Below are 19,995 nucleotides of genomic sequence, written 5' to 3' on the forward strand. Positions count from 1 at the left end.
ATTTTACGCAAAATGACACAAAGCACAATGCAACATTTTATTGAACAGGCTAATCATTATGGCAAACAACGCACGCCATTTTTCTTTCTCATTGATTTTGAAAAAGAAAAACCATTGATTTGTCCTCTCGAAAATTCTGCACAACAAGGCATTTATTTTGATATTTTAGGGAAAAGAAATTGCACAATTTCTCCACAACCTCTCCCTCTTAATTTTACCAAACATCCAATACCCTTCTCGCATTATCAACAAGGTTTTGAACTTGTTCAAAGTGAATTGCAAAAAGGCAATTCTTATTTATTGAATCTCACCTATCCGACTGAAATTTCAGGAAATATTTCACTTGAACAAATTTTTCATCAAACAAATGCACCTTATAAATTGTGGTTACAAGATCAATTTGTTTGCTTCTCACCAGAATGTTTTGTCAATATTCATGACAACAGCATTTTTACTTATCCCATGAAAGGGACAATTAATGCATCTATGCCCGATGCAGAAAATCAGTTACTCACAAATGAAAAAGAACAACGCGAACATTACACGATTGTTGATTTGATGCGTAATGATTTATCCATGGTCGCAGAAAACATTCGTGTTAAAAAATTTCGTTATATCGATCGCATCAAAACACAAAAAGGCGAAATACTGCAAACCAGTTCTGAAATTTACGGAAAATTGAAAGAAAACTGGCAAAATCAAATTGGGGATATTTTAGCGACCCTCTTGCCTGCTGGGTCTATTAGTGGCGCACCAAAAGAAAAAACCATACAAATTATTCAGCAAGCAGAAAAACAAAAACGCGGTTATTACACAGGAATCTTTGGCATATTTGATGGCAAAACACTACAAAGTGCGGTAGCAATTCGCTTTATTTCTCAAGTAGATGAAAAATTTTATTTTCATAGCGGAGGCGGTATTACCATTCATAGCAATGTGCAAGATGAATATAAAGAATTGTTAGAAAAAGTCTATTTACCGATTGAAGGTGCTGATTAATGTATCCTCTATTTGAAACCCTTTGTATTGAAAACGGGAAAATTCAAAATATCGATTTACACCAAGCACGATATGAACGTAGTTTGCGTGAATATTATGGCAAAAGTGCGGTGAAAATTTTTAATCTTTTTTCACTCATTCAACTGCCAGAGCCCTTACAAAATCAATTAGTTCGCTGTCGCATTGATTACAATGCCGAAACCACACAAATTCAATATTTTGAATACCATCGAAAAATTTACCGCACTTTTCAACCTGTAATTTGTGACGATATCGAATATAGCTTGAAATATTCCGATCGCAGTTTAATTAATACATTGTTTGCTCAACGTGATTCTTGTGATGAAATTATTATTATCAAAAATGGAAAAGTGACAGATTGTTCCATTGGTAATTTAATTTTTCGCCAAGGAAAAAAATGGTACACGCCAGACACGCCATTGCTTTTAGGCACACAACGAGAAAAATTATTACAAGAGGGGAAAATTCAAGAACGCACAATATTCCAAGAAGATATTGTCAATTTTGATGAAATTAAAATCATTAATGCAATGAATAGCTTATAAAAAATAAGCCAACTGATTCAGCCGGCTATTTTATTACAATTATTTTTCAGAGTTTTTCAACAATTCCGCATGCGCTTTTTTCTGACTTTTCATTTTCGCACTGATCTCTCGACGTTGCGTAGAAAGCTCTGCATTGCGAATCGTATAATCATCAACACGACCTTCATAGTCATCACGCATACTTTCAATAATTCCACGCACCTCTTCGATGGTCATATCATCACGAATGTATTGATTTAAGTTATCTAACAATAATACGCGTTTTTGATTGTCACGGATTTTACGATTATTGTCTTCCATGTCGCGCTTAATTTTGTTTTTCGAACGATACATACGCACGTATTCCAACACTTCTTGGAAAGATTGCTTGTTTACAGTTTCCATAATGACTCTCTTTTAGTAAGAAAATTGATAGCGGTAATGTAGCCTCTTTTTGATAATTCGTCAAAAGCTGAAAGTAAATTTTGTGAGTCAGCTCAAAAAAATTTTTTATTTACCGAAAAACCGTTGATTCTCTGCTTTTCTAGTGATAAAACAGATTTAACTATCTACAAAAATAAGGAAACACAATGTCACAAGTCTTTAATTTTAGCGCTGGCCCAGCGATGATTTTTCCAGAAGTGCTACAAAAAGCACAAGGTGAATTGACAAACTGGCTCAATCAAGGAGTGTCCGTAATGGAGGTGAGCCATCGCGGTAAATATTTCATGGAACTTATTGCACAAGCAGAAAAAGATCTACGTGAGGTTTACAATATTCCTGATAACTATCGCGTACTTTTCTTACAAGGCGGTGCTCGCGGTCAATTTGCAGCGATTCCGATGAACTTAATCGGTAAAAAAGGCAAAGCCCTTTATTTAAATAGTGGGCATTGGTCAGCTACAGCGGCAAAAGAAGCAAGAAATTTTACAGAAATTGATGAAATCACTATTGTAGAAAATGGCGAGCAGACTCGAATTACCAATCTTGATTTTAGCCATATCGCTGATCAATATGACTACGTTCATTATTGCCCGAACGAAACCATCAGTGGTGTAGAGATTTTTGATGTACCAAATGTAGGCGATGCCGTATTGGTCGCTGATATGTCTTCAAATATTCTTTCACGCCAAATCGATATCAGTAAATTTGGTGTAATTTATGCCGGTGCGCAAAAAAATCTTGGTCCTGCGGGCATTACATTAGTCATTATTCGTGATGATTTAATCGGTAATGCATGTAAAGAAACCCCATCTATTTGGAATTATGCAACTCAACGTGATGCAGACTCAATGATCAATACACCACCAACATTTGCTTGGTATTTATGTTCCCTCGTATTTAAACATCTTAAAGAAATGGGGGGCTTAGCGGTGATCGCAAAACGTAATGCGCTAAAAGCACAAACCCTTTATGATTATATTGATTCGAGCAAACTTTACCGCAATGTGGTAGCAAAAGAAAACCGCTCAACAATGAATGTCACTTTCATCACTGGCAATCCTGAATTAGATGCAAAATTTGTCGCAGAATCTACTGCTGCGGGCTTACAAGCCTTGAAAGGTCACAAGGTTTTAGGTGGAATGCGAGCATCTATCTACAATGCTATACCACAAGAAGGCGTTGAGGCACTCATTTCATTTATGAAGAAATTTGAAGCTGAAAATCGTCCTCAATAGTTAAAGAATATTTTCAATGGGCGTATTCACTACGCCCAAATTTACTTGAAAATTAATCCTAATCCACACCAATATTTTCAAATAACACTATGCAGTACATAAATATTGCCAATCGTGGCGTAAAATCCTTATCACCTTACCAAGCAGGCAAACCCATTGAAGAATTAGAACGAGAACTTGGCATTTCCAATATCGTTAAACTGGCCTCAAACGAAAACCCATTTGGTTTTCCAGAAAGTGCAAAAAAAGCCATTTTCGAACAATTAGATAAGCTGACTCGTTATCCAGATGCGAATGGCTTTGAACTAAAACAAACTATCGCAAAAAAATTTGGCGTTCAACCAAATCAAATTACGCTCGGAAATGGCTCAAATGATTTATTAGAACTTTTTGCTCACACCTTTGCAACCGAAGGCGATGAAATCATTTATTCACAATATGCCTTTATTGTTTATCCTTTAGTAACTAAAGCGATTAATGCAGTTGCAAAAGAAATTCCAGCTAAAAATTGGGGGCACGATTTACAAGAATTTTTGACCGCACTTTCTGATAAAACAAAGCTAATTTACATTGCTAATCCCAATAATCCAACGGGTAATTTTTTAACGTCGCAAGAAATTGAAGATTTTTTAGCAGAAGTTCCCAAAAATGTAATCGTGGTATTAGATGAAGCCTACACTGAATTTACCAGATCTGAAGAACGAGTGGACTCCTTCCGTTTATTAAAAAAATATTCAAATTTAATTATTTCACGCTCTCTTTCTAAAGCCTATGGCTTAGCAGGTTTACGCATTGGTTATGCGGTATCTAATCCAGAAATCGCAGATTTATTAAATCGAGTTCGACAACCATTTAACTGTAATTCTTTGGCGTTAACCGCTGCTGTTGCCGTAATGAATGACGATGAATTTGTTGAGAAAGTAACTAAAAATAATCGAGTAGAAATGAGACGTTACGAAGAGTTCTGCCAACATCATCAATTAGAATATATTCCTTCCAAAGGAAATTTTATAACGATTGATTTCAAACAACCTGCCGCACCAATTTATGATGCATTATTACATGAAGGCGTAATTGTTCGCCCAATCGCTGGGTATGGCATGCCGAATCATTTGCGCGTAAGTATTGGTTTACCTGAAGAAAATGATCGATTTTTTACCGCACTTTCTAAGGTATTAAAGCTTGCCTAGACTATTTATTCAATAAAAAACAAATTTATTTGTATAAAAAAACCCGCTATAAGCGGGTTTCATTTTTCTCATATCTTAAGCGTGTTTTGCTGCAACTTCAGCTAATAAAGTTTGTAATTCACCAGATTGATACATCTCTAAAATGATATCACAACCACCAATTAATTCTCCCTCCACCCATAATTGCGGAAAAGTTGGCCAGTTTGCATATGCTGGTAATTCAGCACGAATATCTGGATGTTGCAAAATATCTACATAACCAAAAGGTACTTTACAATTCATCAATGCTTCAGATGCACGAGCAGAAAATCCACAAGATGGTAATTTTGGTGAACCTTTCATATAAATAAGAATTGGATTTTCACTAATTTGCTTTTTGATTTTGTCTAAGGTTTCCATAATGTTCCCTATAAATAAATGAGAACCGCATTCTATCATAAGTTAAAACTTGATTGAAATGCTTGGTTTTAGATTCATATAAAACAAAAGGCCTAAACCGAAGTTTAAGCCTTTTGCTGTATTTAATCTTTCGTTAAACGAATACTAAAATTATTTAGTACCGTTAACTGCGATTTCTACACGACGGTCTGGAGCAAGACATGCGATAAGCGCTTTACGACCTTTAACTTGGTCACAAGTTGCACCAGTCACTGGGTTTGCTTTACCATAACCAGTTGCAGAGATTGCATCTGCAGAAACACCTTTAGCTACGAAGTAGTTAGCTACAGTGTCAGCACGACGTTGAGAAAGTTTTAAGTTACCAGCGTCAGAACCGATACGGTCAGTGTAACCAGCAACAGCTACTTTAGCGTTGTTAACTTGTGCGATTTCACCGTAGATACCATCTAAAGCTGCTTGAGCTTGTGGTTTTAAGTTTGCTTTACCGAACGCGAAAGTTACATCAGAGTTTAAGTTGAAAGTTTTGCTTACAACTTCAGGTGCTGCTACAACTGGAGCTGCGCCTTGACCGAAACGGTAAGAAACACCAGCGTTGATAGAACCAATCCATGGAGAATAGTTTACACGATGACCGTCTTCATCATTAAAACGACCCACCTTATTCACCCATTGATATTCTAAACGAGCTGCTAATTCAGGCAAAATAGCATATTCTAAACCAGCTGCAAACACAGGGGAAACATGTAAATTATGTTGTTTACGTTTTCCATCAAAAGTTGCATTTTCTTGAGGATCTGCTGCATATGCTGCTTTAGTAATTTTAATATCAGATCGAACTAAAGCGACACCTGCACGTCCGTAAAAATCTAACCCATTTAAACCTACTAGGCTACCCACATCATAACTACCTTTTAAAGTTAGATGAGCACCATGAGCGGTATGCTTACCTAAAGGTTGAGCATCTGAACGGTATCTAACACGACCAAAATCGTCATAACCTAATTCAACCGCTAAACCTAAGTTATCTTGATTTAAAATTTGATAACCACCGAATACTCCATAAGTGAAAGAATTACGGTGATAACCTGGAGCTTGATCTCTGATACCATTATGGAAAGATGCCTGACCAGCTTTAACACCTGCATAGAAAGTGTTTTCTTGTGGAGCTGCTTGAGCTACTGAAGCTGCTGCTAAACCAGCAACTACTAATGCGATTGCAGTTTTTTTCATTTTGATGTCCTCTATTTAGTCATCGAATAGTAATAAAAAAATGTCCTTGTTTATACTGAACTTTTAATTAAAGTTACATTCTAAACAGTCGCTTAACTAGGGTTTTGAATTTGCCCTACGTTTTACCTTTTGACAAATTCAATTCCTTTGTTTACGCCAAAGGAATGTTCAAAAGTCCGCTTATTATCCTATAAAAATTGAAAAGATCAAATTCTTTTGAACTTTTTGTTTGTTTTTTATCCAAATAACATACTTTTCCTAATTTACTCCATAAAACACTTCTTAAAAACACTTAAAATCTAATTCGACATTGTTCGCACCTTAAGATATTATCGAGAGCATCCAGCTATTTATACCTTTAGATGAGTTAAATGCTATGTTGCCAAGTCTGAATCGCACTCCACAAATTGAACAAGATGTACTTAACTATCTCCACACACTTCAAAAGCAACACTTTGAAGGTGATATCGCTACAAACTATGCAGATAGATTAAGTCTTGCTACGGATAACAGCGTTTACCAACAACTTCCTCAAGCGATTCTTTTTCCAAAAACTGTTGCTGATATAGTACGTATAACAAAATTAGCAAATTTACCTGAATATCAATTAATCACCTTTACTCCTCGTGGTGGAGGCACAGGCACAAATGGACAATCTATCAATAACAATATAATAGTGGATCTTTCTCGTCATATGACTGCCATTTTAGAACTCAATATAAAAGAACATTGGGTTCGAGTACAAGCAGGCGTAGTAAAAGATCAACTTAATCAATTTTTAAAACCACATGGTTTATTCTTTGCGCCAGAGCTATCCACCAGCAATCGAGCGACTTTAGGTGGAATGATTAACACAGATGCCTCGGGGCAAGGCTCATTGCAATATGGTAAAACCTCTAATCACGTTTTGGCATTACGCGCAGTATTAATGAACGGTGAGATTTTAGATACAAGTGCGGTCAATTCTGTTGATGTTTTAGAAAACATCGATGGGCTTGAATTAAGTGATTGTAGCAAAAGACTCCATCAAACAATCGCACAACACTGCAAAGAAAAAAGAGGGGCAATCATTAAAGATTTGCCACAACTTAACCGTTTTTTAACGGGATACGATCTCAAAAATGTATTCAATGAAGATGAAAGTGAATTTAATCTTACGAGAATTCTCACTGGCTCTGAAGGTTCTCTCGCATTTATTTGTGACGCCAAACTCAATCTTCTGCCAATTCCGCAGTACCGCACGCTCATCAATATTAAATATCGTTCTTTTGATGCGGCATTACGCAATGCACCTTTTATGGTGAAAGCCAATGCGCTTTCTGTGGAAACCGTTGATTCCAAAGTCTTAAACCTCGCTAAACAAGATATTATTTGGCACTCTGTGAATGAACTTCTTACAGAAGATGAAAAAGATCCAATTCTTGGTTTAAATATTGTGGAATTTGCTGGTAATAATAAAGAAAAAATAGACCGCCAAGTCACCGCACTTTGTCGATCACTTGATGAAAAAATCGAACACAACCAAGATCACATTATTGGCTATCAAGTCTGTTCTGATTTACCTTCTATTGAACGTATTTATGCAATGCGCAAAAAAGCCGTGGGCTTACTTGGTAATGCAAAAGGTGTAGCCAAACCAATTCCTTTTGTAGAAGATACTTGCGTACCACCAGAAAATCTTGCGGATTACATCAGTGAATTTCGCGCTTTATTAGACAAGCACAATTTACAATATGGCATGTTTGGGCACGTCGATGCGGGCGTATTGCACGTTCGCCCTGCGCTTGATTTATGCGATAAAGAACAAGTGAAATTATTTAAACAAATTTCAGATGAAGTGGCAGAACTTACGATTAAATATGGTGGATTACTTTGGGGAGAACATGGAAAAGGCGTGCGTTCCCATTACGGCGAAAAATTCTTTACGCCAGAACTCTGGCACGAACTTCGTTATATCAAAACCTTATTCGATCCGAACAATCGCTTAAATCCAGGAAAAATCTGTACGCCTTTGGATTCCAAAGATGAACTTTATTCTATTCTTTCGCCGATGCGAGCTGATAACGATCGTCAAATTCCTATCCAAATACGCGATGAATTTAAGGGTGCGATGAACTGTAATGGAAACGGCTTATGTTTCAATTTTGATGAACACAGCATTATGTGCCCATCGATGAAAGTCAGTAAAAACCGTGTATTTTCACCGAAAGGTCGCGCAGCCATGGTTAGAGAATGGCTTCGATTGATGGCAAATGAAAATGTTTCTCCCGCACAATTAGACTTCCGTAAAACAGAAATAAAAGTAACCGCACTTGTGAAAAGACTAAGCAATACGGTTCAAAAATGGCGAGGCGATTATGATTTTTCTCACGAAGTGAAAGCTGCAATGGACACTTGCCTTGCTTGTAAAGCCTGCGCGAGTCAATGCCCGATTAAAATCGATGTACCAAGTTTCCGCGCGAAATTCTTTCATTTTTATCACAGCCGCTACTTACGGCCCGCAAAAGATCACATTGTGGCAAATTTAGAAATCGCTGCGCCTTATATGGCAAAACAAGCAAAATTCTTTAATTATTTTACCAAGCTAAAAGTCACGCAAGCCTTAGTGGAAAAAACGCTAGGCATGACCGATTTGCCCTTGCTTTCTGAACCCAATTTGCAACAACAGCTAGTAGAAATTCATTATCAAGGCAAATCCTTGGAAGAATTGGAGAGCCTAAGTGCGGTAGAAAAAAACGATATTTTATTTATTGTGCAAGATCCTTACACATCTTACTATGATGCGAAAGTGGTACGCGATTTTGTTATGCTTACGCAGAAATTAGGCTTCACCCCAATTTTGTTGCCATTTAAACCAAACGGCAAAGCAATGCACATTAAAGGTTTCTTAAAACGCTTTAGCAAAACAGCACAAAACCAAGCCGAGTTTTTAAATAGAATGGCAAAATTAGGCATTCCGCTTGTAGGCGTTGATCCAGCCATCGTACTGTCTTATCGAGATGAATACAAGGAAGTACTACAAGAAAAACGTGGTGATTTTCACGTTCTCACCGCACATGAATGGTTAAAACAAAGATTACAAAATACGGCATTACAAGATAAACTGAAAAACATCGCCAAAACTGACCGCACTTCCGATTGGTATTTATTCCCGCATTGTACGGAATCTACCTTTACGCCGAACAGTCCAAAAGAATGGCAAGAAATTTTTGGAAGATTTGGACAACAACTTAATGTGGAAAAAGTAGGATGTTGCGGTATGGCAGGTGTATTTGGACATGAAGTGCAAAATCAAAAAATGAGCCGAGAAATCTACGATGTATCGTGGCGTAAAAAACTGCATGGAAAAGATCCGCACTTTTGTTTAGCAACCGGCTATTCTTGTCGCAATCAGGTAAAACGTTATGAACATGTGATGCTAAAACACCCTGTGCAGGCATTATTAGAAATTTTAGCATAATGAAAGGAACATCATGATTTGGCAAAAAAACTTCACGCTCGAAAACTTAAATCAACTTTGCTCCAACAGTGCAGTTAGTCATCTTGGCATTGAAATTTCTGCTTTTGGCGAGGACTGGATTGAAGCGACAATGCCAGTGGATCATCGTACTATGCAGCCGTTCGGCTTATTGCATGGCGGGGTTTCGGTTGCGTTAGCTGAAACAATTGGTTCTCTTGCGGGTTCACTTTGTTTAGAAGAAGGCAAAACTGCGGTTGGATTGGATATTAACGCCAATCATCTTCGCCCTGTTCGTTCAGGTAAAGTGACCGCGAGAGCCACACCAATTAATTTGGGTAGAAATATCCAAGTTTGGCAAATTGACATCCGCACAGAAGAGAATAAACTTTGCTGTGTTTCCAGATTAACCCTTTCCGTAATTAATTTATGACAAAACCAGTGAAAATCGGCGTATTACTTGCCAATCTAGGTACGCCAGATAGCCCGACACCGAAGTCAATTAGCCGTTATTTATGGCAATTTTTAACGGATCCTCGCGTGGTAGATTTACCGCGTTGCAAATGGTATCCACTGCTAAAAGCCATTATTTTGCCATTGCGTTCAAAACGTATCGCTAAAAATTATCAATCGATTTGGACAGAACAAGGCTCGCCTTTACTTGCCATTTCACAACAACAAAAAGACGCATTACAAGCCTATTTAGATAAGCAAAATATCGATACTCAAGTAGAAATTGCCATGACGTACGGCAATCCCTCAATGCAAAGTGCGGTGAAAAACTTGCTTAAAAATCAAGTTGAGCGAATTATTGTTTTGCCTCTTTACCCACAATACTCTAGCTCAACCACGGGCGCAGTATTTGATGCATTCTCTAATGCTCTTAAAGAAGAACGAGGATTAGTGCCTTTTGATTTCATCCATTCTTATCATGTTGATGAAAATTACATTAACGCCTTAGCCGATTCCATAAAAGTGCGGTTAAAACCCGATGAGTTTTTACTATTTTCTTATCACGGTATTCCTCTGCGTTATGAAAAAATGGGCGATTATTATCGTGAACATTGTAAACAAACGACTATTGCAGTTGTTAATAAGCTGGGCTTAACAGAAAACCAATGGGGAATGACGTTTCAATCGCGCTTTGGGCGTGAAGAATGGCTACAGCCTTACACCGATAAATTTTTAGAATCAGCTGCAACACAGAACATTCAAAAAATTGCCGTTATTTGCCCAGGTTTCTCCGTAGATTGTTTAGAAACCATTGAAGAAATTGACAAAGAAAATCGAGAAAATTTCCTAAACAATGGCGGACACTCTTATCAATATATTCCCGCACTTAATGTAGAGCATGCACATATTGAAATGATGGGAAAATTGATCCTAGAAAAACTTGCTTAATAATAGAAATGGTAAAACGTTTCTAAAATCTTCCGCACTTTGCTAAAATCAGCCATTATTTTTTCACAAGGATAAAACATGGCTGATTTTCCTTTAATCGTTGACATCAACGAACAAAATCTTACTGAAATACTGCAACAATCCTTAGAAAAACCACTTGTCATCAATTTTTACGCGCCAACACATAAAGAATCGGCGGATTTTTTGGCACTACTTGAGCAAGTTGCAGAACAATATCAAGGACAATTTATTCTTGGGAAAGTAAATTGTGAAAAAGAGCAAATGATTGCCGCACAATTCCGCATCCAAGCATTGCCAACCACCTATTTGTTTAAAGAAGCACAGGCATTAGATGCATTCCCAGGTGCTCTTGATAAAGCGTCGTTAATCCAACGATTAAGCATTATTTTACCTAAAGAGGAAGATTTAAAATTCCAACAAGCATTAGATTTCTTGCAAGTAGAAAACTATGAGGCTGCATTGCCATTGTTGAAAGACGCATGGGAGCTTTCCGATAAGAAAAATAGTGATGTTGCCCTACTCTACGCTGAAACCTATATTGCAATGAAGAAAACGGAGCCAGCACAGGAAATTTTAAATCAAATTCCATTACAAGATCGCGATAGCCGTTGGCACGGATTACAGGCACAAATTGAGCTACAAATTCAAGCAGCCGATACACCTGAAATCCAGCAATTACAAGCCGATTATGCTAAAAACCCAACAGCTGAAATTGCAATAAAACTTGCTATACAACTTCATCAAGCTGGACGAAATGAAGAAGCGCTGACACTACTTTTCGGTATTTTAAAAACAGATTTAGGGGCACAGAATGGTGAAGTGAAACAACAATTTTTATCCATTTTAAGTGCAATGGGCAATGCTGATCCATTAACAAATAAGTTTCGCCGATTGCTTTATTCACTGCTCTATTAATCGAAAGGTTTATAATTGATAAGCTGTATGGAACAATTTCATGCATAGCAATCATTAGAATAAGCTTGAATTTAATTAATTCTCCTTTTACGAAAAACAAGGATTCTTTATGTCAGATATCAAACACGCAAAACTTTTAATTTTAGGCTCAGGCCCTGCTGGTTATACAGCAGCCATTTATGCGGCACGTGCAAACTTAAAACCTGTATTAGTGACTGGTTTGCAACAAGGTGGCCAACTTACCACCACAGATGAAATCGAAAACTGGCCAGGTGATTTTGAGATGACTACCGGTTCAGGTTTAATGCAACGCATGTTGCAACATGCAGAAAAATTTGAAACAGAAATCGTCTTCGATCATATCAATCGCGTAGATTTATCGTCTCGCCCATTCAAACTTTTTGGCGATGTACAAAATTTCACTTGTGATGCGTTAATTATCGCAACAGGCGCCTCTGCACGCTATATTGGCTTACCTTCAGAAGAAAACTACAAAGGTCGTGGCGTTTCTGCTTGTGCAACCTGTGATGGTTTCTTTTATCGTAATAAGCCAGTTGGTGTGATTGGTGGTGGAAATACTGCGGTAGAAGAAGCGCTTTACTTAGCCAATATCGCAAGTACAGTGCATTTAATCCACCGTCGCGATAGCTTCCGTGCGGAAAAAATCCTTATCGACCGTTTGTACAAAAAAGTGGAAGAAGGAAAAATCGTTCTGCATACTGACCGCACTTTAGATGAAGTGTTGGGTGACAACATGGGCGTAACCGGATTACGTTTAGCCAACACTAAAACTGGGGAGAAAGAAGAACTCAAATTAGATGGCTTATTCGTAGCGATTGGTCACTCGCCAAATACGGAAATTTTCCAAGGGCAACTAGAATTGAATAATGGCTATATCGTTGTAAAATCTGGTCTTGAAGGAAATGCAACTGCCACTTCTGTGGAAGGCGTGTTCGCAGCTGGCGATGTAATGGATCACAATTATCGCCAAGCCATTACCTCTGCCGGAACAGGTTGTATGGCAGCATTGGATGCAGAACGCTATTTAGATGCTCAAGAAGCATAAATTCTCTAACTAATTCCCCTCTTTTTAAAAGAGGGGAACTTTTTCTATATCACGATAAAACTATGAACAAACTTCGCCAAAAATATTTACAAAAATGGCTTCGCGCACAACAGGAACCTATCAAAAAATTAATGCGCGCAAACATTGTCCTAGCTACGCTTTCTGCACTCATTTTAGTCGCGCAAACTTATTTTCTTGCGACTTTGCTTGATAAACTGATTATGCAAAATGTGCCTCGTGATGAACTTATTCCTTATTTTCTCGGGCTAATTATCGGCTTCGGGATGCGTGCTATTATTTTATGGGCACGAGAAAAAATTGGTTTCCAAAGCGGACAATTATTACGCAATCATATTCGTCAAAAAATTCTGGATAAAATACATCTTGTGGGCCCTGCGACAATCAATCAAAAACCAGCTGGAAGTTGGGCAAGCATTATGTTGGAACAAGTAGAAAACTTACATAATTTCTATGCCCGTTTTCTGCCTCAACAAAGCCTTTCCGCTATTGTTCCAGTCGTTATTTTAATTGCTGTATTTCCGTTGAACTGGGCTGCAGGCTTAATCTTAATGATTACCGCACCGCTTGTTCCTCTGTTTATGATCATTGTCGGTATTGCTGCGGCTGACAACAGCCAAAAAAATATGGACACCCTTTCTCGCCTCAGTGCCCAATTTTTAGATCGCTTACGCGGCTTAGAAACCTTGCGTCTTTTTAACCGCACTTCTGAACAAACAGCGCATATTGAAAATGCCACTGAAGATTTCCGTGAAACCACAATGGATGTGCTAAAACTCGCTTTTCTCTCTTCTGCCGTATTGGAATTTTTTACCTCTATTTCCATTGCACTGATGGCGGTCTATTTTGGTTTTAGCTACTTAGGTCAAATTGAATTTGGCACCTATAATGCACCGCTTACACTTTTCACAGGTTTCTTTTGTTTAATTCTTGCACCTGAATTTTATCAACCCTTACGCGATCTTGGCGCTTATTACCACGACCGAGCAGCGGGTATTGGGGCAGCAGATGCCATTGTTGATTTCTTAGAATCCGATTATTTAACCGTTCATCAAAATGAAAAAACAATATCTTTAGAAAGTGCGGTTGAAATTTCTGCCGAAAATTTAGTGGTGCTTTCGACACAGGGTTCAGCGTTAACCAAGCCGTTAAATTTCCAAATCCCAGCAAATCACAATGTTGCACTTGTAGGACAAAGTGGCGCAGGGAAAACCTCGTTAATGAATGTAATTTTGGGCTTTTTACCTTATGAGGGCTCTCTCAAAATTAATGGTCAAGAACTTCGAGAAAGCAATCTAGCTGACTGGCGCATACATATTGCCTGGGTAGGACAAAATCCATTGTTATTACAAGGCACAATTAAAGAAAACTTACTACTTGGCGATATTCAAGCCAACGATGAAGAAATTAATCAAGCATTAATGCGTTCTCAAGCGAAAGAATTTACCGATAAACTTGGACTTCATCACGAAATAAAAGATGGTGGATTAGGCGTTTCTGTGGGTCAAGCGCAACGTCTTGCCATTGCTCGTGCTCTGTTACGCAAAGGCGATTTGCTTCTGCTCGATGAGCCAACCGCAAGCTTAGATGCGCAATCAGAAAATCTTGTTTTACAAGCATTGAATGAAGCAAGCCAGCATCAAACTACACTGATGATTACCCACCGAATTGAAGATTTGAAACAATGTGATCAAATTTTTGTGATGCAACGAGGAGAAATAGTACAGCAAGGTAAATTTGCCGAATTACAACATGAAGGTTTCTTTGCTGAACTACTCGCTCAACGACAACAGGATATCCAATAATGCGCACATTACTTCCGTTTATACGTTTATTTAAATTCGCCAAATTTCCTCTTATTTTAGGCTTGGTGCTGATGATTTTAGGCTTAGGCTCTAGCATGGGCTTGCTTACCGTTTCAGGCTGGTTTTTAGCTGCTACAGCCATTGCAGGACTAGGCACGCTATTTAACTTTTTCTACCCATCAGCCAGCGTGCGAGGTTTAGCTATCGGACGAACCGTCATGCGCTATTTTGAAAAAATAGTGACGCATGATGCAACATTCCGTATTTTGTCCAAATTACGCGTACAAGTATTTGAAAAAATCATTCCTTTAAGCCCAGCAGTATTAAATCGTTATCGCAACAGCGATTTGTTAAATCGTTTAGTGTCCGATGTGGATACACTTGATAGTCTCTATTTACGTTTACTTGCGCCATTTTTCACTGCTGCATTTGTAATCATTGCCATGACGATTGGACTTAGCTTTATCAATATTCCACTCGCTCTTGGTTTAGGCTTATTTTTGTTAATTTTATTAATAATTATCCCAACTGTTTTCTATCGACTAGGACAGCAATTTGGTGAACGCTTAATCCAAGCACGCGCGACCTATCGAACCCAGTTTTTAGAATTTATCCAAGCACAAGCCGAGCTTTTATTATTTAATGCGGAAGATAAATTAAAAGAGAAAATGTCAGCTACAGAAAAAACATGGCAGGAAGATCAAGCCAAAGAAGCAAAATTAAGCGGATTTTCTACCGCACTTGTTCTCTTTCTTAATGGTTTATTAATTTCTGGAATGCTATGGTTTGCAAGTAACGCCGATTTTGGCACAGATGAATATCGCACGGCTTATATTGCACTTTTCACTTTTGCTGCACTTGCAGCCTTTGAGATCATCATGCCATTGGGTGCAGCATTTTTGCATATAGGTCAAGTTATTGCTGCTGCAGATCGAGTAACCGAAATCATTGAGCAAAAACCGCTTGTTGAGTTTAATGGCAACGAGGAATTTGAAACAAAAGTGCGGTTGATTTCTGCGAAGGATTTAAGTTTTTCCTATCCAGGGCAAGAAACGCTTGTATTAAAAAATCTTACATTAGATTTAGAACAACGCCAAAAAATTGCTATTTTAGGCAAAACTGGAAGTGGGAAATCTTCACTCCTTCAACTTTTAGTGCGCAATTATGATGCGAATCAAGGTGAACTTTTATTAGCAGAAAAACCCATTTCAGCATATTCAGAAGAGACATTACGCCGCAAAATTTGTTTTTTAACTCAACGTGTTCACGTATTCAGCGATACACTTCGTCAAAATTTACAATTTGCAAGTACGGATGAAATTTCTGATGAGAAAATGATTGAAGTGCTACATCAAGTTGGCTTAAGCAAATTACTTGAGCAAGAAGGAAAAGGTTTAAATCTTTGGCTTGGTGATGGCGGTCGTCCACTCTCCGGTGGGGAACAACGCCGTTTAGGTTTAGCGCGTATTTTACTCAATAATGCGCCAATTTTATTATTGGATGAACCAACAGAAGGCTTAGATCGCGAAACTGAACGTCAAATTTTACGTTTGATTCTACAACATGCCGAAAATAAAACCCTAATTATGGTCACTCACCGTCTCAGTTCAATTGAACAATTCAATAAAATTTGTGTAATTGATAACGGAAGATTAATCGAAGAAGGCGATTACAATAGCTTAATCACAAAAGAAAATGGGTTCTTTAAAAGATTGATTGAGCGGGTATAAGAAAGGAAGTTGGGCGGAAACCTTCCCAGCTTCTTCTCGGCACACAGTAATTCCGACTTTGGCTGCTTCCTTCCGGACCTGACCGAGTAAACCAGACACCGTTGCGAGAGACCGAGAAGGTTTCCATTGATATCGCAATGCGATTGCGCGCTATTATGCAGAAATTACCGCCGTATTGCAAAGACTAATTCAAAAGTGCGGTGAATTTGGCGAGAATTTAAGCCACATTTTCAGGATTTTAATGAAATGAACTACCTCCAATACTACCCGACCGATGTGATCAATGGCGAAGGTACAAGATGTACACTTTTCGTCAGTGGATGTACGCATGCTTGCAAAGGTTGCTATAACCAAAAAAGTTGGTCATTTTCAGCGGGTGTATTATTTGATGAAGAGATGGAACAACAAATCATCAATGATTTAAAAGACACACGCATTAAACGCCAAGGGTTGACGCTTTCAGGTGGCGATCCACTTCATCCGCGCAACGTAGAAACATTATTGCCATTTGTGCAACGCGTAAAACGAGAATGCCCTGATAAAGACATCTGGGTTTGGACGGGTTATAAACTAGATGAATTAGATAAACAACAACGTGCTATGTTGCCTTATATTGATGTGTTAATTGATGGGAAATTTATTCAAGAACAGGCTGACCCAAGTTTAGTTTGGCGAGGATCAGCAAACCAAATTATTCATCGATTTAAGTTATAAAAAGTGCGGCTAAAAATTCATTTAAAATTTCAACCGCACTTTTCAATAAAATCAAATTATTCTTCTAAAACAACTTTACCGATGTAGCCTAAATTACGATGGCGTTGCGCGTAATCGATACCATACCCTACCACAAATTCATCAGGAATTTCAAAACCAACCCATTCAACAGGCACTTCCACTTCCCGACGAGAAGGTTTATCAAGTAACGTACAAATTGCAAGGCTCGCAGGATCACGCAAATTCAAAATATCACGAACTTTTTCCAACGTATAGCCCGTATCAATAATATCTTCCACAATTAAAACGTGTTTACCTTTTATATCACCATCTAAATCTTTGGTAATACGAACATCGTGATTCGTGGTCATGCCTGTGCCATAACTTGAAGTGGTCATAAATTCAATTTCCACAGGTAAATTTATCTGACGAACGATATCTGCCATAAACATAAAGGAACCACGTAAAAGCCCCACAACAACAAGGCTATCAATCTGTTTTTCTTGATAAAATTTTGTGATTTGAGCACCTAATTCAGCAATACGAGCATGAACATCGTTCTCTGAGATTAAAACGTCAACGTGGTGTTTTTTCATTGTGTTTCCTTATGAAATGACAGGGGATAAAATCGTTTGCTATTTTACAAAAAAAAGGCTGAAGTTTAAACCTTCAGCCTTTTTGAACCCTAACGAATTTACTTTCTACTCTACCTGTTGGAGCAACCTGCAATCGCTTAACAGATGTGTGTATAGTAACAGACATTTAGTTATTGTCAATAAGAATAATTCTCAATTTTAAAAATATTTTTTTAATTTCCTGAAATTTTCATCTTATCTAACAAAATAGAACCAGTTTGAATGTTAGAACGATGCTCTATATCATCCACTACGGCAACCATATTCTTCAACATATCTTGCAATTGCCCCGCAATAGTAATTTCGGCTACTGGATATTGAATTTCTCCATTTTCCACCCAAAAACCCGATGCACCACGCGAATAATCGCCTGTAACGATATTGACACCTTGTCCCATGACATCCGTTACTAATAATCCTGTTCCCATTTGACGTAAAAGTGCGGTCAATCCTCCAGTTAAGTTTGGCTTAACAAGCCAGTTGTGAATTCCACCAGCATGGCCAGTACTTGGCATACCGAGTTTTTTACCACTGTAACTTGTCACTAAATAAGTTTGTAATATCCCACCTTCAACAATTTCACGATCTTGCGTACGAACACCTTCACTATCAAAAGGCGTTGAAGCCAAACGGCGTAATAAATGTGGTCTCTCACTGATATTGAACCAATCTGGTAAGACCTGTTTACCCAAATGTTCGAGCAAGAAACTTGATTTTCTATATAAACTGCCACCACTTATTGCAGCGGCAAAGTGAGAAATAAGACCCGTTGCAACATCATTTAAGAAAATGACAGGCACTTCTCGTGTACTCAATTTTTGAGGATTTAAACGAGAAACGACTTTCTTTGCACAATTTTCTCCAACCCAAATTGGCGATTGGAGTTTGTCAAATTCACGAGAAATTGTATATTCGTAATCATTTTCTAAGGCATCTTCTATGCCACCAATAACCGAACAAGATAAGGAATAACGGCTTGATAAATAACTTTGCAACATGCCATGACTATTTCCATACACTTTCACGCCTGTATGTGAATTAAAACTTGCACCATTACTATTTATAATACGCTCATCCGCCTCTAAAGCCGCCTTTTCAGCCTGAAGTGCAAGCTCTGTTGCTTTATCAACATCCACATCAGCAGCATGATAAAGTTCTAAATCAGGCGCATCAAAAGCCATTAAATCCTTATCTGCAAGGCCTGTGCAATCATCGGGTGAAGTGTATTTTGCAATAGCAAGTGCGGCTTCCACTGCGTTTCGAATAGCGCCTTCACTTAAATCTGATGTTGATGCATTGCCTTTTTGTTGTCCTATATAAACGGAGATCCCCAATGCACCATCATTAGTAAATTCAACATTTTCAATTTCTTGCAAGCGTGTGGATACTGATAATCCGCTCACTTTAGTGACGGCGACTTCTGCAGTCGCGCCTGATTTTGTTGCTAATTCAACAGCAAAGCTAACTGCTTGACGTAATTCTTGTTCTTGAGCTTTCAAAAGTGCGGTTTGATTTTCGGCTATTTTCATTATTTTTTCCCGTTAAAAATTTGTCACATTTTATATTATTTTGAAACTTTGTGCTAAAATACGCGCCAAATTTTAGTTGAGAGAAATTATGGCAAAACGTAAGAAAAAAGAAGCTTTCGATTGGGAAGATGAAGAGCAAGAAGAAATTATTTGGGTAAGTAAAAGCGAAATCAAACGCGATGCTGAAGATTTAAAACAACTTGGTGAAAAGATTGTCAATTTAACCAAAGCTAATCTTGCCAAAATCCCACTTGATGAATCCTTACTTGATGCCATTGAACTTGCACAGCGTTTACAAAAAGAAGCTCGTCGCCGTCAATTACAGTATATCGGCAAATTATTTCGAGGAATTGATGTTGAGCCTATTCGTGAAGCATTAGATAAAATCGAAAATAAACATAACCAACAGCAGGCCATGCTGCACAAAATCGAAAAAGTGCGGGATGAATTAGTAGAAAAAGGTGATGAGGCCCTAACCGATTTATTCAATGATTATCCTGATGTAGATCGTCAACAACTACGTAATCTTATTCGTTCTGCACAAAAAGAACGTGAGCAAAATAAACCATCGAAAGCCTATCGAGAAATTTATCAAATGCTCAAAGTATTGATGTTAGAAGATTAAAAAATATTAAATTTTTATCCGCACTTTTCGAGTAACA

General features: G+C 37.9%; 18 protein-coding genes and 1 other RNA gene. 13 read left to right on the forward strand and 6 right to left on the reverse strand.

Annotation, left to right across the window (positions count from 1 at the left end):
* Nucleotides 1-12: 12 nt before the first annotated feature.
* Together AC6H0J_RS08205 and AC6H0J_RS08210 are read left to right on the forward strand one after the other, a co-directional pair.
* A complete protein-coding gene (locus tag AC6H0J_RS08205) occupies nucleotides 13-999 on the forward strand; it encodes an aminodeoxychorismate synthase component I (RefSeq protein WP_497513477.1) in 987 nt (328 codons plus the stop codon).
* On the forward strand, nucleotides 999-1,565 hold the full coding sequence (locus tag AC6H0J_RS08210; protein WP_497513479.1) for an aminotransferase class IV family protein: 567 nt from the start codon (nucleotides 999-1,001) through the stop codon (nucleotides 1,563-1,565). The genes AC6H0J_RS08205 and AC6H0J_RS08210 overlap by 1 nt, the downstream gene beginning before the upstream one ends.
* 39 nt (nucleotides 1,566-1,604) lie before the next feature.
* Here AC6H0J_RS08210 and AC6H0J_RS08215 read toward each other — a convergent pair whose 3' ends face one another.
* Entirely contained in the window at nucleotides 1,605-1,949 is a 345-nt protein-coding gene (locus AC6H0J_RS08215; protein ID WP_005630430.1) for a DUF496 family protein, read from the reverse strand.
* Nucleotides 1,950-2,134: 185 nt separating this feature from the next.
* On the opposite strand from AC6H0J_RS08215, the gene serC reads away from it, so the two are divergent.
* Together serC and hisC are read left to right on the forward strand one after the other, a co-directional pair.
* Nucleotides 2,135-3,223 carry a 3-phosphoserine/phosphohydroxythreonine transaminase gene (gene serC, locus AC6H0J_RS08220; RefSeq protein ID WP_497513482.1) on the forward strand — a complete coding sequence of 363 codons (1,089 nt, stop codon included), beginning with the start codon at nucleotides 2,135-2,137 and terminating at the stop codon, nucleotides 3,221-3,223.
* A gap of 89 nt (nucleotides 3,224-3,312) precedes the next feature.
* Complete coding sequence (gene hisC, locus AC6H0J_RS08225; protein ID WP_497513483.1) at nucleotides 3,313-4,413, forward strand: histidinol-phosphate transaminase; 1,101 nt, start codon at nucleotides 3,313-3,315, stop codon at nucleotides 4,411-4,413.
* A 75-nt stretch (nucleotides 4,414-4,488) separates the two neighbouring features.
* On the opposite strand, the gene grxD is transcribed toward hisC, so the two are convergent.
* Both grxD and ompA read right to left on the reverse strand, forming a co-directional pair.
* Nucleotides 4,489-4,812: a Grx4 family monothiol glutaredoxin gene (gene grxD, locus AC6H0J_RS08230; protein WP_005627223.1), complete on the reverse strand. Its 324-nt coding sequence runs from the start codon at nucleotides 4,810-4,812 to the stop codon at nucleotides 4,489-4,491.
* Nucleotides 4,813-4,962: 150 nt separating this feature from the next.
* Nucleotides 4,963-6,042 carry a porin OmpA gene (ompA, locus tag AC6H0J_RS08235; protein ID WP_497513485.1) on the reverse strand — a complete coding sequence of 360 codons (1,080 nt, stop codon included), beginning with the start codon at nucleotides 6,040-6,042 and terminating at the stop codon, nucleotides 4,963-4,965.
* A 376-nt stretch (nucleotides 6,043-6,418) separates the two neighbouring features.
* On the opposite strand from ompA, the gene ydiJ reads away from it, so the two are divergent.
* The 7 genes from ydiJ (at nucleotide 6,419) to cydC (ending at nucleotide 16,455) form a co-directional block, all read left to right on the forward strand.
* On the forward strand, nucleotides 6,419-9,502 hold the full coding sequence (gene ydiJ / locus AC6H0J_RS08240) for a D-2-hydroxyglutarate dehydrogenase YdiJ (protein ID WP_497513487.1): 3,084 nt from the start codon (nucleotides 6,419-6,421) through the stop codon (nucleotides 9,500-9,502).
* A gap of 13 nt (nucleotides 9,503-9,515) precedes the next feature.
* Nucleotides 9,516-9,932, forward strand: coding sequence for a hotdog fold thioesterase (locus tag AC6H0J_RS08245; RefSeq protein ID WP_071163225.1), 417 nt, complete (start codon nucleotides 9,516-9,518; stop codon nucleotides 9,930-9,932).
* A complete protein-coding gene (gene hemH / locus AC6H0J_RS08250; protein WP_497513489.1) occupies nucleotides 9,929-10,900 on the forward strand; it encodes a ferrochelatase in 972 nt (323 codons plus the stop codon). The genes AC6H0J_RS08245 and hemH overlap by 4 nt, the downstream gene beginning before the upstream one ends.
* 78 nt (nucleotides 10,901-10,978) lie before the next feature.
* Nucleotides 10,979-11,836: a co-chaperone YbbN gene (locus AC6H0J_RS08255; protein ID WP_046953528.1), complete on the forward strand. Its 858-nt coding sequence runs from the start codon at nucleotides 10,979-10,981 to the stop codon at nucleotides 11,834-11,836.
* Nucleotides 11,837-11,945: 109 nt separating this feature from the next.
* On the forward strand, nucleotides 11,946-12,902 hold the full coding sequence (gene trxB / locus AC6H0J_RS08260; protein WP_005646388.1) for a thioredoxin-disulfide reductase: 957 nt from the start codon (nucleotides 11,946-11,948) through the stop codon (nucleotides 12,900-12,902).
* Nucleotides 12,903-12,964: 62 nt separating this feature from the next.
* Entirely contained in the window at nucleotides 12,965-14,725 is a 1,761-nt protein-coding gene (cydD, locus tag AC6H0J_RS08265) for a heme ABC transporter permease/ATP-binding protein CydD (RefSeq protein WP_046953529.1), read from the forward strand.
* Nucleotides 14,725-16,455 (forward strand): heme ABC transporter ATP-binding protein/permease CydC, encoded by a 1,731-nt coding sequence (cydC, locus tag AC6H0J_RS08270; RefSeq protein WP_046953530.1) that lies wholly within the window; start codon nucleotides 14,725-14,727, stop codon nucleotides 16,453-16,455. The genes cydD and cydC overlap by 1 nt, the downstream gene beginning before the upstream one ends.
* Nucleotides 16,456-16,474: 19 nt before the next feature.
* On the opposite strand, the gene ffs is transcribed toward cydC, so the two are convergent.
* Nucleotides 16,475-16,573: signal recognition particle sRNA small type (gene ffs / locus AC6H0J_RS08275), an RNA gene on the reverse strand.
* Nucleotides 16,574-16,701: 128 nt separating this feature from the next.
* On the opposite strand from ffs, the gene nrdG reads away from it, so the two are divergent.
* Nucleotides 16,702-17,169: an anaerobic ribonucleoside-triphosphate reductase-activating protein gene (nrdG, locus tag AC6H0J_RS08280; RefSeq protein WP_046953531.1), complete on the forward strand. Its 468-nt coding sequence runs from the start codon at nucleotides 16,702-16,704 to the stop codon at nucleotides 17,167-17,169.
* Nucleotides 17,170-17,225: 56 nt separating this feature from the next.
* Here nrdG and hpt read toward each other — a convergent pair whose 3' ends face one another.
* The gene (hpt, locus tag AC6H0J_RS08285) at nucleotides 17,226-17,765 is read right to left on the reverse strand and encodes a hypoxanthine phosphoribosyltransferase (protein WP_050847226.1); all 540 of its coding nucleotides are present in this window, start codon (nucleotides 17,763-17,765) and stop codon (nucleotides 17,226-17,228) included.
* 212 nt (nucleotides 17,766-17,977) lie between these two features.
* Nucleotides 17,978-19,333 (reverse strand): metalloprotease PmbA, encoded by a 1,356-nt coding sequence (gene pmbA / locus AC6H0J_RS08290; RefSeq protein WP_497513493.1) that lies wholly within the window; start codon nucleotides 19,331-19,333, stop codon nucleotides 17,978-17,980.
* An 88-nt stretch (nucleotides 19,334-19,421) separates the two neighbouring features.
* On the opposite strand from pmbA, the gene yjgA reads away from it, so the two are divergent.
* The gene (gene yjgA / locus AC6H0J_RS08295) at nucleotides 19,422-19,958 is read left to right on the forward strand and encodes a ribosome biogenesis factor YjgA (RefSeq protein WP_497513495.1); all 537 of its coding nucleotides are present in this window, start codon (nucleotides 19,422-19,424) and stop codon (nucleotides 19,956-19,958) included.
* The last annotated feature ends 37 nt before the right edge of the window (nucleotides 19,959-19,995 follow it).

It is taken from the genome of Haemophilus sp. THUN1691 (genome assembly GCF_059704425.1).

Coding starts and splice junctions, on each gene's coding strand:
- serC (WP_497513482.1), top strand. CDS start 2,135: ATGTCACAAGTCTTTAATTTTAGCGCTGGCCCAGCGATGATTTTTCCA.
- AC6H0J_RS08245 (WP_071163225.1), top strand. CDS start 9,516: ATGATTTGGCAAAAAAACTTCACGCTCGAAAACTTAAATCAACTTTGC.
- hisC (WP_497513483.1), top strand. CDS start 3,313: ATGCAGTACATAAATATTGCCAATCGTGGCGTAAAATCCTTATCACCT.
- yjgA (WP_497513495.1), top strand. CDS start 19,422: ATGGCAAAACGTAAGAAAAAAGAAGCTTTCGATTGGGAAGATGAAGAG.
- cydC (WP_046953530.1), top strand. CDS start 14,725: ATGCGCACATTACTTCCGTTTATACGTTTATTTAAATTCGCCAAATTT.
- hemH (WP_497513489.1), top strand. CDS start 9,929: ATGACAAAACCAGTGAAAATCGGCGTATTACTTGCCAATCTAGGTACG.
- cydD (WP_046953529.1), top strand. CDS start 12,965: ATGAACAAACTTCGCCAAAAATATTTACAAAAATGGCTTCGCGCACAA.
- ydiJ (WP_497513487.1), top strand. CDS start 6,419: ATGTTGCCAAGTCTGAATCGCACTCCACAAATTGAACAAGATGTACTT.
- grxD (WP_005627223.1), bottom strand. CDS start 4,812: ATGGAAACCTTAGACAAAATCAAAAAGCAAATTAGTGAAAATCCAATT.
- AC6H0J_RS08210 (WP_497513479.1), top strand. CDS start 999: ATGTATCCTCTATTTGAAACCCTTTGTATTGAAAACGGGAAAATTCAA.
- AC6H0J_RS08215 (WP_005630430.1), bottom strand. CDS start 1,949: ATGGAAACTGTAAACAAGCAATCTTTCCAAGAAGTGTTGGAATACGTG.
- hpt (WP_050847226.1), bottom strand. CDS start 17,765: ATGAAAAAACACCACGTTGACGTTTTAATCTCAGAGAACGATGTTCAT.
- AC6H0J_RS08205 (WP_497513477.1), top strand. CDS start 13: ATGACACAAAGCACAATGCAACATTTTATTGAACAGGCTAATCATTAT.
- nrdG (WP_046953531.1), top strand. CDS start 16,702: ATGAACTACCTCCAATACTACCCGACCGATGTGATCAATGGCGAAGGT.
- AC6H0J_RS08255 (WP_046953528.1), top strand. CDS start 10,979: ATGGCTGATTTTCCTTTAATCGTTGACATCAACGAACAAAATCTTACT.
- ompA (WP_497513485.1), bottom strand. CDS start 6,042: ATGAAAAAAACTGCAATCGCATTAGTAGTTGCTGGTTTAGCAGCAGCT.
- trxB (WP_005646388.1), top strand. CDS start 11,946: ATGTCAGATATCAAACACGCAAAACTTTTAATTTTAGGCTCAGGCCCT.
- pmbA (WP_497513493.1), bottom strand. CDS start 19,333: ATGAAAATAGCCGAAAATCAAACCGCACTTTTGAAAGCTCAAGAACAA.